The organism is Streptomyces sparsogenes (assembly GCF_001704635.1).
In the GTDB taxonomy this organism is placed as follows: domain Bacteria; phylum Actinomycetota; class Actinomycetes; order Streptomycetales; family Streptomycetaceae; genus Streptomyces; species Streptomyces sparsogenes.
This window is the reverse complement of record NZ_MAXF01000077.1, coordinates 76,774-88,380: the sequence shown is the minus strand read 5'-3', so window position 1 is coordinate 88,380 and position 11,607 is coordinate 76,774. Positions and strand designations below refer to the sequence as shown.

Genomic DNA, 11,607 nt, shown 5'->3' with positions numbered 1-11,607 from the left:
CCAGATACTGGCCCGGGGCCGCCGTCAGGCGTACCGGGTGAAGCCGCCGGTGGAGATCTTCACGCCGAGGGCGGGCAGCTCGATGCCCTCCCCGTACCGCCCGTGCAGGACACCCTGGTAGGCGCCCTCCCGGGGAACGGTGTACAGGGTCCAGGTCCCGTCGCGGGGGTCGACGAGCAGATAGGCGGGGATGCCCGCGTCGCAGACGAGCAGGTCGGGGGTGGCGTAGTCGTCCTTGTCGTCCGGCAGGGACACGGACGCGACCTGATAGGACTCCAGATGATCCGGCAGGGCTGGGTGAAGCTGGGCGTAAAGCTCGTTGATGATCGCGGCGTGCCTGCCGCGCCGGGTCGGGGACATCATGAGAACCCCCCGGATGATCTCGGCGCGCAGGCCAGTCGCTTCCTCAGCTGCCTCGGCGGCCTTGCGAAGTCGGCTCATGCCAAGCTCCGGGATGGTGGGGGTCATGGTGTCCAACCTTCCGACGGGAAAGTCCGGCCGCAGGGCCACCGCCGTACGGCGACCCTGGCAGCGCGCTCGACGCCCTGTCAGGCGGATCGGCGCCCATCACCGCATCGGGTGAGGCCCGGATCCCGCCCCACCCCCTGCGTTTGCGACAAAAATCCGCTCCAGCCCGGCTGAAAACCAACGATGCGGACAACCTCCCCCCAATTGGGGGAGTCGGACGTCAGGTAATCGGCAATCGATCTTCAGGAGGAAGCCATGCGACGTTGGGGGACCGCGCTCGCGGCGCTCACGCTGGCCGGCGCCGGGATGGCGGCGACGGCGGGGACGGCCGGTGCCGCCACCACGTCGAGGACGGCCAAGGCTGCGGCCGAGGCCTGTGCGACCAGGTGGGGCAGCGTCGACAAAACCGCGCAGGCGAGCGACCACAAGCCGCTGGCGAACATCCGGGCCGGCCGGCACGAGTGCTACGACCGCCTGGTGTTCGACATCAAGGGCGGCACGACGGCCGAGCCGACCGGCTACCGCGTCGGCTACGTCGACGCCATGTACCAGGACGGCTCCGGCGACCCCATCGCGGTCGGCGGCGGCGCGATCCTGGAGATCCGGGTGGCCGCGACGAGCTACGACACCGGAACCGGCGCCGAGACGTACCCGGGCCGGGCCGGGAAGCCGCTGCCCGGGGTGGACGTCACGGGGTACCGCACGTTCAAGGACACCCGCTACGGCGCCAGCTTCGAGGGCGAGACCCAGATCGGGCTCGGCGTGCGCGCCCGACTGCCGTTCCGGGTCTTCCAGTCGGGCGACCACCTGATCGTCGACGTCGCCCACTCCTGGGACACGGCCCGCTGAGCCGTCCCGACCCCGACAACCGCCGGGGCCGACCCCGATAACGTCGGGGCCGACCCCGACAACCGGCCGGGGCCGACCCCGCGCCCCGGCCGGTTGTCAGTGGCACCCGCTTCACTGTCTTCTGTGAACGAAGACGAACTGCTGCCCACCGTCCACGGCCTGGTGTGGCCGGACACCGGGAAGCTGGAGTGCCGCGCGGCCGGCCACGCGCCGGGCCATCTGTGCCTGACGATCGGCGGCGAGGCGGCCCTGGACACGCTCGTGGAGCAGCTCGGCGATGGGTACGGGGAGCCGCGCACCCTGGTGTCGGAGGGGCGCGCCGACTCCTCGGTGAGCGAGCGGACCGGGCTGCCGCTCCTCACCCCGTTCGGGGAGGGCGAGCGGGTCCTCGAGATGCGCGCCTGGGCCTTCGGCGGCCGGTGGATCGGCTGCGGTGCCGTCCGCGTCGGCGGAGAGGCGCGGCTGGTCGTGGTCGTCGCCCCGCGCACCACCCCGGCTCCGGAGGAGCTGCCCGCGGACGCCTCCTGGCTGGACCGGCTCGTCGCGGTGACCGGGTGGGACGCGGAGCAGGTCCGCGCGGACCCGATCCGCCTGGAGCGGATGCACTCCGGCCGGATCCGGCCGGTCGACTGCGCGGCGGCCGAGGCCCGGCTGGGGACGGCGCTGCCGGGCGACTACAAGCGGCTGGTCGACACCTTCGGCCATGGCGCCTTCGACGGCTTCCTGGCCATCCGCCTGCCGGCCGACATCGTCAAGAGCGCCGAGTTCGCGGCCGGTTGGGCGAAGACCCACGGGCTGCGGTCCTGGGAGCCCCGCCCGCCGTTCCCCGAGCCGGGCGGGCTGCTGACCTGGGCGGGCACCGAGCACGAGACAGGGTTCCACTGGATCACCGAGGGGCCGGACCCCGACGCATGGCCCGTCTATGTGACGGAAGTCGGCCCCGAGGCCGGGGACCGGTTCGACATGACGGCCACGGAGTTCGTCTTCCGCATGCTCACCGACCCCGACCACCCGTACTCCATACCCGCCGACTTCGCGGCCCACTGGTTCATGAACTACAACCCGCCCCGCTGACGGCCCGGCGGATCTTGAGCGGTAGCGTGACGGCGCGAACGCCGGGGTGACACAGGACGGAAAGAGGGCCGGGATGCGCTACGTCGTCATCGGAGCGGGCGCCGTCGGGGGCGCGATCGGCGGGCGGCTGTCCCAGAGCGGACACGACGTCGTCCTCGTGGCGCGCGGCGTCCACTACGAGACGCTGCGGCGGGACGGGCTGCGGCTGCTGACGCCCGACGGCACCCACCGGCTCCCGGTGCCCGTGGCCGACCGGCCCGAGGCCGTCGAGCTGCGCCCCGACGACGTGCTCGTGCTCGCCGTCAAGACACAGGACAGCGTGGCCGCCCTGGACGCCTGGGCGCCCCGCCCGGTGGCCGGCGGCGGCACGGCGGGCGACCGGCTGCCGCTGGTCTGCGCCCAGAACGGGGTGGAGAGCGAGCGGCTGGCGCTGCGGCGCTTCCGCCGGGTCTACGCCATGTGCGTCTGGCTGCCCGCCACCTACCTGGAGCCGGGCGAGGTCACCGCCCCCTGCGCCCCCTTCACCGGCATGCTGCACCTGGGCCGCTACCCGTCCGGCGCCGACGAGACGGCCCGGCGGATCGCGGACGGCCTGGAGACCTCCCACTTCCTCGCGCCGGTCGTCCCCGACGTGATGCGCTGGAAGTACGCCAAGCTGCTCAGCAACGTCGCCAACGCCGTGGACGCGGTCTGCGGCCCGGACGGGGGCGCGGAGGCGGCGGCCCTGGCGGAGCGCGCGCGGGCGGAGGCGATCACCGTCCTCGACGCGGCGGGCATCGACCGCGCGAGCGCCGCCGAGCAGAGCGCGGCGCGCGACGGAAAGATGGACATGCGCCCCGTCGAGGGCGGGGCACGGGGCGGCGGCTCGTCCTGGCAGAGCCTGGTGCGGGGCACCGGCTCGGTCGAGGCGGACTATCTGAACGGCGAGATCGTGCTGCTGGGCCGGCTCCACGGGGTGCCGACCCCGGTCAACGAGACCCTGCGGCGCATCGCGAACGAGTGCGCGCGCGAGCGCCGCGCCCCCGGCACGATCACCGCCGCGCGGCTCACCGAGATCGTCAACGCGGCCTGAGCCGCCCCCTTCGGGGCTCCGGCGGACCAGAGCCCCGAAGCGCCGGACGCCTCAGCCCCGGTCGCCCCGGTTCAGCCACTGGGCGACCTCGGTCGCCCAGTAGGTCAGGATCATGCCCGCGCCCGCCCGCCGTACGGACGTCAGCGTCTCCATGATCGCCCGGTCCCGGTCGATCCACCCGTTGGCCGCGGCGGCCTCGACCATCGAGTACTCGCCGGAGACCTGGTACGCGGCGACCGGCACGTCCGTCTCGTCCGCGATCCGGCGCAGGATGTCCAGGTACGGCAGGGCCGGCTTGACCATCACCATGTCGGCGCCCTCGGCGAGGTCGAGCGCCAGCTCGCGCAGCGCCTCGCGGGCGTTGGCCGGGTCCTGCTGGTAGGTCTTGCGGTCGCCCTTGAGCGAGGACGCCACGGCCTCGCGGAAGGGCCCGTAGAAGGCCGAGGCGTACTTGGCGGTGTAGGCGAGGATCGACACGTCCTGGCGGCCGATCCCGTCCAGGGCCGCCCGGGCCACCCCGACCTGGCCGTCCATCATCCCGCTCGTGCCCAGCACATGGGCGCCCGCGTCCGCCTGCACCCGCGCCATCTCGGCGTAGCGCTCCAGCGTCGCGTCGTTGTCGACCCGGCCCTCGGCGTCGAGGACCCCGCAGTGGCCGTGGTCGGTGTGCTCGTCCAGGCACAGGTCCGACATGACGATCAGATCGTCGCCGACCTCGGACCGCACATCGCGCAGGGCGACCTGGAGGATGCCGTCCGGGTCGGTGCCCGGCGAGCCGATCGCGTCCTTCTTGCTCTCCTCCGGCACGCCGTAGAGCATGATCGCGCCGACGCCCGCCTCGACCGCCTCGACGGCCGCCTTCCGCAGCGAGTCGCGGGTGTGCTGCACGACGCCCGGCATCGACGCGAGCGGCAGCGGTTCGCTCACGCCCTCCGCGACGAAGGCGGGCAGGATCAGCTCGGCCGGGTGCAGCCGGGTCTCGGAGACCAGGCGCCGCATGGCCGGGTTCACCCGCAGCCGGCGCGGCCTGGTGCCGGGGAAGGCGCCGTACGGGGTGGTGTCGTGTGTGGTGCTCAAGAGCGTGCCCTCCTCCGTGAACCGGGTCGCCGCTCGCTCGGGCGCGTGACGGGCTCCCCGGCCTCGATCGCGGCCCGCCGACGGGCCGCCCCGAACTCCGCGAGCGCCTCGGCGAGCTTGTGCACCGAGGGCTCGGGCGACAGTACGTCCACCCGCAGGCCGTGCTCCTCCGCGGTCTTCGCGGTGGCCGGGCCGATACAGGCGATGACCGTGACATTGTGCGGCTTGCCAGCGATGCCGACGAGGTTCCGCACGGTGGACGACGAGGTGAAGAGCACCGCGTCGAACCCGCCGCCCTTGATCGCCTCGCGGGTCTCGGCCGGCGGCGGCGAGGCGCGCACGGTGCGGTACGCCGTGACGTCGTCCACCTCCCAGCCCAGCTCGATCAGCCCGGCCACCAGCGTCTCCGTGGCGATGTCGGCCCGCGGCAGGAAGACCCGGTCGATCGGGTCGAAGACCGGGTCGTACGGCGGCCAGTCCTCCAGCAGCCCGGCCGCGGACTGCTCGCCGCTGGGCACCAGGTCCGGCTTGACCCCGAAGTCGATCAGCGACTTGGCGGTCTGCTCGCCCACCGCCGCGACCTTGATCCCGGCGAAGGCGCGCGCGTCGAGCCCGTACTCCTCGAACTTCTCCCGCACCGCCCTGACCGCGTTGACCGAGGTGAAGGCGATCCACTCGTAGCGCCCGGTCACCAGGCCCTTGACCGCGCGCTCCATCTGCTGCGGGGTGCGCGGCGGCTCCACCGCGATGGTCGGCACCTCGCTGGGCACCGCCCCGTAGGAGCGGAGCTGGTCGGAGAGCGAGGCGGCCTGCTCCTTGGTGCGCGGCACCAGGACGTGCCAGCCGAACAGCGGCTTCGACTCGAACCACGACAGCTGCTCGCGCCGCTCGGCCGCGCCGCGCTCGCCGACCACCGCTATCACCGGCTGCGCGCCCTGCGGCGACGGCAGCACCTTGGCCGCCTTCAGCACCTGCGCGATGGTGCCCAGCGTGGCCGTCCAAGTGCGCTGCCGGGTCGTGGTGCCGGCGACGGTGACGGTCAGCGGGGTGTCCGGCTTGCGCCCGGCGGCCACCAGCTCGCCCGCGGCCGCCGCGACCGTCTCCAGGGTGGCGGAGACGACGGCGGTGCCGTCCGAGGAGCCGACCTCGCTCCAGCAGCGGTCGTCGGCCGTACGGGCGTCCACGAACCGCACATCGGTGCTCTGGGCGTCCCGCAGCGGCACCCCCGCGTACGCGGGCACGCCCACCGCGGCCGCCACGCCCGGCACCACCTCGAAGACGATGCCCTCGGCGGCGCACGCGAGCATCTCGTCGGCGGCGTATCCGTCCAGGCCAGGGTCGCCCGCGACCGCGCGGACGACCCGCTTGCCGCTCCGCGCGGCAGCCATGACAAGATTGGCCGTGTCCCTGAGTAGGGGCACGTCGGCGGTGCTTGACGGCGCATCAGCACGCGCCTGTTCGGGTGTGCCCTGAGCGTCCGCGGCCACGCCCGGCCTGACGTGCGTACGCACCACGTCGAGCACGTGCGGGTCGGCGATCAGCACATCCGCGGCGGCGAGTGCCTCCACGGCACGCAGCGTCAGCAGGCCTGGATCTCCCGGGCCCGCACCGAGGAAGGTGACGTGCCCGCATCCGGGGTGGTTCGGGGCGTTGGGGTTCAAAGTGCTCGCTCCCCCATAAGACCGGCCGCACCCTTCGCGAGCATCTCGGCGGCGAGCTCACGGCCCATGAGCCGGGCCGCTTCCTCGCCAGGCGCCGCGGGAACGGGACCGGTGATGGACAGCTGCACCAGCGAGGAGCCGTCGGGGGTGCCGACGGCGCCGCGCAGGCGCATTTCGGTGACAGCCTGACCGTCGCCCAGCAGGTCGGCCAGCGCGCCCACGGGCGCACTGCAGCCGGCCTCCAAGGCGGCGAGCAGGGAACGCTCGGCGGTCACGGCGGCCCGGGTGTACGGGTCGTCGAGCTCGGCGAGCTGAGCAGCGAGCGCCGCGTTGGCGGCGGCGCACTCGACTGCCAGTGCCCCCTGGCCGGGGGCGGGCAGTATGTGGTCGGCGGCCAGGATCTCGGTCGCCTCGTCGAGCCGCCCGAGACGGGTCAGCCCCGCGGCGGCCAGCACCACGGCGTCCAGCTCTCCCGAGCGGACGTAACCGATCCGGGTGTCGACGTTGCCGCGGATCGACACGGTCTCGATCTCCATGCCGAGCGAGCGCGCCCAGGCGCGCAGCTGGGACGTGCGGCGCGGGGAGCCGGTGCCTATCCGGGCGCCCGGCGGGAGCTCGGTGAAGGTCAGCCCGTCGCGGGCGACCAGCGCGTCGCGCGGGTCCTCGCGGGTCGGCAGCGCGGCCAGGACCAGGTCGTCCGGCTGGGCGGTCGGCAGGTCCTTCAGCGAGTGGACGGCGAAGTCCACCTCGCCGCGCAGCAGCGCCTCGCGCAGCGCGGTGGCGAAGACGCCGGTGCCGCCGATCTGCGCCAGGTCCTCGCGCGAGACGTCCCCGCGCGTGGTGATCTCCACCAGCTCCACGGGGCGGCCGGTGACGCGGCGCACCGCGTCCGCTATCAGCCCGGACTGGGCCATGGCCAGCGCGCTGCGCCGGGTGCCGAGCCGCAGCGGCGCCGGGCGGCCGGAGGCGGCGGGGGGTGTTGCGTTCATGCCCGGCCTCTCTTCGGGTCGGTCTGGACGGCCGCGGCGCCGGGCCGGCCGACGCCGCCGTCGGGACGGGTGCCGTTGGCGTCGGCCCGGCTGACGGCGGCCACCGCCTGCGGGTCGAGGTCGAACAGCTCGCGCAGCGCGTCCGCGTACCCGGCACCGCCGGGCGTGCTCGCGAGCTGCTTGACCCGCACGGTGGGGGCGTGCAGCAGCTTGTCGACGACACGGCGCACGGTCTGGGTGATCTCGGCGCGCTGCCTTTCGTCGAGGTCGGGGAGGCGCCCTTCGAGCCGGGCGATCTCGCCGGCGACCACATCTGCCGCCATGGTACGCAGCGCGACCACCGTCGGCGTGATGTGCGCGGCGCGCTGGGCCGCCCCGAAGGCGGCCACCTCGGCGGAGACGATGGCGCGGACCTGGTCGACATCGGCGGCCATCGGCTCGTCGGCCGCGGCCTCGGCGAGCGACTCGATGTCCACCAGGCGCAGCCCGGCGAGACGGTGCGCCGCCGCGTCGATGTCCCGCGGCATCGCCAGGTCCAGCAGCGCGACGGTCTCCGCCGCGCCCGGCCCGGCGGCGCCCCCCGCCCGGTGCTCCGCGCGCCGGTCGAGGGCTTCGGTCAGCATGTCGGCGGTCAGCACAAGACCGGTCGCGCCGGTACAGGAGACCACGACATCGGCGTGGGGCAGCTCGGCGGAGACGCGCTCCATCGGCACGGCCCGGGCCCCGGCGACGAGGCCCGTCAGGGACTCCGCGAGGCGCCGCGCCCGATCCAACGTCCTGTTGGCGATCACCAGTTCGGCGACACCGGCGCGCGCGAGCGTCGTCGCGGCCAGCGAGGACATCGAGCCCGCACCGATCACCAGCGCCCGCCTGCCCGCCGCCCAGCCCGCCACCGGCATGTCCCCGGCGAGCTGTTCGAGACCGAAGGTGACGAGCGACTGGCCGGCCTTGTCGATGCCGGTCTCGCTGTGGGCCCGCTTGCCGACCCGCAGCGCCTGCTGGAACAGGTCGTTCAGCAGGCGGCCCGCGGTGTGCAGCTCCTGCCCCAGCGCCAGCGCGTCCTTGATCTGGCCGAGGATCTGGCCCTCGCCGACGACCATCGAGTCCAGCCCGCAGGCCACCGAGAAGAGGTGGTGGACGGCCCGGTCCTCGTAGTGCACGTACAGATACGGGGTCAGCTCGTCCAGGCCGACACCGGTGTGCTGGGCGAGCAGCGTGGACAGCTCGGCGACCCCGGCGTGGAACTTGTCCACGTCCGCGTACAGCTCGATGCGGTTGCAGGTGGCGAGCACGGTGGCCTCGGTGGCGGGCTCGGCCGCGAGCGAGTCCTGCACCAGCTTGGTCTGCTGATCAGCGGCCAGGGAGGCGCGCTCCAGCACGCTCACCGGGGCGCTGCGGTGGCTCAGTCCGACGACGAGGAGGCTCATGCCGGCATCACCGCGGGGACGTCCCCGTCAGGTCCCTGCCGGCCGTTGTCGGTGCCCGCCGCGGGGGCCGCGCGGTGCGGGGCGAGCGGCGCCGGGGCGGCCGCGGCGGCGCCCGGCGTGTCCTGGGCGGCCGCCTGCGCGCTCGCGACCTCGTCGGGCGCGACCGTCTCCTCCCCCGCCTTGCGCTGCTCGTGGAAGGCGAGGATCTGCAGCTCGATGGACAGGTCCACCTTGCGCACGTCCACCCCGTCCGGCACCGACAGCACGGTGGGGGCGAAGTTCAGGATCGAGGTGACACCGGCGGCCACCAGCCGGTCGCAGACCTGCTGGGCCGCGCCCGCCGGGGTGGCGATGACGCCGATCGACACGCCGTTGTCCGTGATGATCTTCTCGAGCTCGTCGGTGTGCTGCACCGCGATGCCCGCGACCGGCTTGCCGGTCATCGCCGGGTCGGCGTCGATCAGCGCCGCGACCCGGAAGCCGCGGGAGGCGAAGCCGCCGTAGTTGGCGAGCGCCGCGCCGAGATTACCGATGCCGACGATCACGACCGGCCAGTCCTGGGTGAGGCCCAGCTCACGGGAGATCTGGTAGACGAGGTACTCCACGTCGTAGCCGACCCCGCGGGTGCCGTACGACCCGAGGTAGGAGAAGTCCTTGCGCAGCTTGGCCGAATTGACCCCGGCCGCGGCCGCGAGTTCCTCCGAGGAGACTGTGGGCACCGAGCGCTCGGAGAGCGCCGTCAGCGCACGCAGATACAGCGGAAGCCGGGCGACGGTGGCCTCGGGGATCCCTCGGCTTCGGGTCGCCGGTCGGTGAGTTCGGCCAGTTGCCACGGTGCTCCTGCGGGTAGAGCGGGGCTGCGGGCGTCCATGCGTTCCCGGACGTCCCCATCGACAGCAGGCTATGTCTTTGTGAACGCGTGCACAAAGATGGTGTCCGCTTTGTCCGAGCAAAGTGACCGGTGTCACGCATCCATTCGACCTGCTCGTGGAACCAGAACGGGTGTCCTTCCGTTCCCGGCGGCCACATCCGCACGCCCGGAACGCCGACCGGAGCACGGGCTCTCCCTCCTCACTGGTTCCCCCAGGTCGTAAACCCCGGACAGCAACAAATCGCCCACGATCGTAAACGACGGGACGGCCCCCGGGCCCGCCCGCGGCAGCGGCCCCCACGGGCGCGGGGCGCGGCGGGGCACAATGGCGGACATGAGCCCGCTGCTGCGCCGCACCCCCCGCAAGAGCCCCGCCGAGCGCACGGTCACCCTGATCGGCAAGCCCGACTGCCATCTGTGCGAGGACGCCGAGGCCGTGATCGCGAAGGTCTGCGGCGAGCTGGGCACCCCCTGGGAGAAGAAGGACATCACCCAGGACGAGGAGCTGCACCGCAAGTACTGGGAGCAGATCCCCGTCGTCCTCGTCGACGGCGCCCAGCACGACTTCTGGCGGGTGAACCCGGACCGGCTCCGCAAGGCGCTCGGCGGCTGAGCCGATCCCCCTCCCTCCCGCCCCGCCGGGGGCCGGGACGTCGGCCCGGCCGTATCGGCCCGACACCCGGCCGTAACGGGATGGCGGGAATGGCTGGCTATGCTCAGCCCATGGCCGCACTGGGATGGTTCACCCGTCGTCGACACCTCCCCACCGAGGCGAGCGTCCTCGCCGGAGAGGCCTCGGCCGAGGCCGCGCGCAAGTCTTCGGTCCAGGCGCCGCCGCCCCCGCCCGCCGAGCCCGAGTTCCCCGTGGTCGGCGACGAGCGGGCGGCCGCCTTCTTCGACCTGGACAACACCGTGATGCAGGGCGCCGCCCTGTTCCACTTCGGCCGCGGCCTCTACAAGCGGCACTTCTTCCGCAAGCGCGAGCTGGCCCGCTTCGCCTGGCAGCAGGCCTGGTTCCGGCTGGCCGGGGTCGAGGACCCGGCCCACATGGAGGACGTGCGCAGCAGCGCCCTGTCCATCGTCAAGGGCCACCGGGTCTCGGAGCTGATGACGATCGGCGAGGAGATCTACGACGAGTACATGGCCGACCGCATCTGGCCGGGCACTCGCGCCCTGGCGCAGGCCCACCTGGACGCCGGGCAGCGGGTCTGGCTGGTGACCGCCGCCCCGGTGGAGACCGCGACCATCATCGCCCGGCGGCTGGGCCTGACCGGCGCGCTGGGCACCGTGGCGGAGTCCGTCGGCGGGGTCTACACGGGCAGGCTGGTCGGCGAGCCGCTGCACGGCCCGGCCAAGGCCGAGGCGGTCCGGGCGCTGGCGGCGGCCGAGGGCCTCGACCTGTCACGCTGCGCGGCGTACAGCGACTCCTCGAACGACATTCCGATGCTGTCGATCGTCGGCCACCCGTACGCGGTGAACCCGGACGGGCGGCTGCGCAAGCACGCGCGCGAGCACGGCTGGCGGCTGCGCGACTACCGTACGGGCCGCAAGGCGGCCAAGATCGGCATCCCGGCGGCGGCCGGGGTGGGCGCGGTGGCGGGCGGCACGGCGGCAGCCGTGGCCCTGCACCGCCGCCGCCGCTGACCGCAGCCCGTACGCCGCACGGCTCGCCCCGCCGGCTCCGGCCGGGGCCCGCCTCGCCGCTGCCGACCCGCAGCCCGTACGCCACCCGGCCGTACCGCCGGGCCCGTACGCCACCCGGCCGTACCGCCGACCCGGCCGTACCCCGGCCGTAACGCCCGGTCCGCACCCCGCGCGCCGTCACCCTGCGGCCTCGCCCTTCACCCTTGACCGCTTGGGCCGAGCCCTGACCGCTTAGGCCGGACGATGACGGTCCGTGATGGTGGCCACCGCCGCGCGTCCCGGCCCCCGGAGCGTCGGCGCCCGATCAGGGCCGCCCATCGCCGGTCAATCCCCGTTTCACGGCCCAGAGGGCTCCGACCTGCCCCCTTACCACCCCTTTGGCACAACACGCCACGAAACCGCACAGAACACGCCACCTACCGGTCAATATCCCTACTGCATTCGATACTTGATCGGTCGTCAATCCATAACGGAG

General features: G+C 73.7%; 11 protein-coding genes. 5 read left to right on the top strand and 6 right to left on the bottom strand.

What is annotated here, in order from left to right; genetic code table 11:
- Positions 1 to 24: 24 nt before the first annotated feature.
- Entirely contained in the window at positions 25 to 468 is a 444-nt protein-coding gene (locus BBH68_RS15440) for a PDDEXK family nuclease (RefSeq protein ID WP_079151010.1), read from the bottom strand.
- Between the two features lie 255 nt (positions 469 to 723).
- Between BBH68_RS15440 and BBH68_RS15435 the strand changes: the two genes are divergently transcribed.
- From BBH68_RS15435 to BBH68_RS15425, 3 genes are all read left to right on the top strand, one after another.
- Positions 724 to 1,317 (top strand): AMIN-like domain-containing (lipo)protein, encoded by a 594-nt coding sequence (locus tag BBH68_RS15435; protein ID WP_065962743.1) that lies wholly within the window; start codon positions 724 to 726, stop codon positions 1,315 to 1,317.
- Between the two features lie 123 nt (positions 1,318 to 1,440).
- Positions 1,441 to 2,391 (top strand): hypothetical protein, encoded by a 951-nt coding sequence (locus BBH68_RS15430; protein WP_104531307.1) that lies wholly within the window; start codon positions 1,441 to 1,443, stop codon positions 2,389 to 2,391.
- 73 nt (positions 2,392 to 2,464) lie between these two features.
- Positions 2,465 to 3,463: a ketopantoate reductase family protein gene (locus tag BBH68_RS15425; RefSeq protein WP_065962740.1), complete on the top strand. Its 999-nt coding sequence runs from the start codon at positions 2,465 to 2,467 to the stop codon at positions 3,461 to 3,463.
- Positions 3,464 to 3,514: 51 nt separating this feature from the next.
- On the opposite strand, the gene hemB is transcribed toward BBH68_RS15425, so the two are convergent.
- Genes hemB through BBH68_RS15400 form a run of 5 tightly spaced genes read right to left on the bottom strand, consistent with a single transcriptional unit; the run spans position 3,515 to position 9,450 of the window.
- Complete coding sequence (gene hemB, locus BBH68_RS15420; protein ID WP_065962738.1) at positions 3,515 to 4,540, bottom strand: porphobilinogen synthase; 1,026 nt, start codon at positions 4,538 to 4,540, stop codon at positions 3,515 to 3,517.
- The gene (locus BBH68_RS15415) at positions 4,537 to 6,201 is read right to left on the bottom strand and encodes a bifunctional uroporphyrinogen-III C-methyltransferase/uroporphyrinogen-III synthase (protein WP_065962736.1); all 1,665 of its coding nucleotides are present in this window, start codon (positions 6,199 to 6,201) and stop codon (positions 4,537 to 4,539) included. Before BBH68_RS15415 ends, hemB begins: the two co-directional genes overlap by 4 nt.
- Complete coding sequence (gene hemC, locus BBH68_RS15410) at positions 6,198 to 7,190, bottom strand: hydroxymethylbilane synthase (RefSeq protein ID WP_065962733.1); 993 nt, start codon at positions 7,188 to 7,190, stop codon at positions 6,198 to 6,200. The genes BBH68_RS15415 and hemC overlap by 4 nt, the downstream gene beginning before the upstream one ends.
- Complete coding sequence (locus tag BBH68_RS15405; protein WP_065962731.1) at positions 7,187 to 8,617, bottom strand: glutamyl-tRNA reductase; 1,431 nt, start codon at positions 8,615 to 8,617, stop codon at positions 7,187 to 7,189. Before BBH68_RS15405 ends, hemC begins: the two co-directional genes overlap by 4 nt.
- Positions 8,614 to 9,450, bottom strand: a complete 837-nt coding sequence (locus BBH68_RS15400) for a redox-sensing transcriptional repressor Rex (RefSeq protein ID WP_065962730.1) — start codon at positions 9,448 to 9,450, stop codon at positions 8,614 to 8,616. Before BBH68_RS15400 ends, BBH68_RS15405 begins: the two co-directional genes overlap by 4 nt.
- A gap of 363 nt (positions 9,451 to 9,813) precedes the next feature.
- Here BBH68_RS15400 and BBH68_RS15395 point away from each other — a divergent pair, with 363 nt between their 5' ends.
- Both BBH68_RS15395 and BBH68_RS15390 read left to right on the top strand, forming a co-directional pair.
- Positions 9,814 to 10,101, top strand: a complete 288-nt coding sequence (locus tag BBH68_RS15395; RefSeq protein WP_174589028.1) for a glutaredoxin family protein — start codon at positions 9,814 to 9,816, stop codon at positions 10,099 to 10,101.
- A 110-nt stretch (positions 10,102 to 10,211) separates the two neighbouring features.
- Positions 10,212 to 11,132 carry an HAD family hydrolase gene (locus BBH68_RS15390; protein WP_065962729.1) on the top strand — a complete coding sequence of 307 codons (921 nt, stop codon included), beginning with the start codon at positions 10,212 to 10,214 and terminating at the stop codon, positions 11,130 to 11,132.
- Positions 11,133 to 11,607 lie beyond the last annotated feature (475 nt).

What these genes read in the sequence shown, in the direction of transcription:
- BBH68_RS15440 (WP_079151010.1), bottom strand. Translation starts at nt 468, where the DNA reads ATGACCCCCACCATCCCGGAGCTTGGCATGAGCCGACTTCGCAAGGCC.
- BBH68_RS15435 (WP_065962743.1), top strand. Translation starts at nt 724, where the DNA reads ATGCGACGTTGGGGGACCGCGCTCGCGGCGCTCACGCTGGCCGGCGCC.
- BBH68_RS15425 (WP_065962740.1), top strand. Translation starts at nt 2,465, where the DNA reads ATGCGCTACGTCGTCATCGGAGCGGGCGCCGTCGGGGGCGCGATCGGC.
- hemC (WP_065962733.1), bottom strand. Translation starts at nt 7,190, where the DNA reads ATGAACGCAACACCCCCCGCCGCCTCCGGCCGCCCGGCGCCGCTGCGG.
- BBH68_RS15405 (WP_065962731.1), bottom strand. Translation starts at nt 8,617, where the DNA reads ATGAGCCTCCTCGTCGTCGGACTGAGCCACCGCAGCGCCCCGGTGAGC.
- BBH68_RS15395 (WP_174589028.1), top strand. Translation starts at nt 9,814, where the DNA reads ATGGCGGACATGAGCCCGCTGCTGCGCCGCACCCCCCGCAAGAGCCCC.
- BBH68_RS15390 (WP_065962729.1), top strand. Translation starts at nt 10,212, where the DNA reads ATGGCCGCACTGGGATGGTTCACCCGTCGTCGACACCTCCCCACCGAG.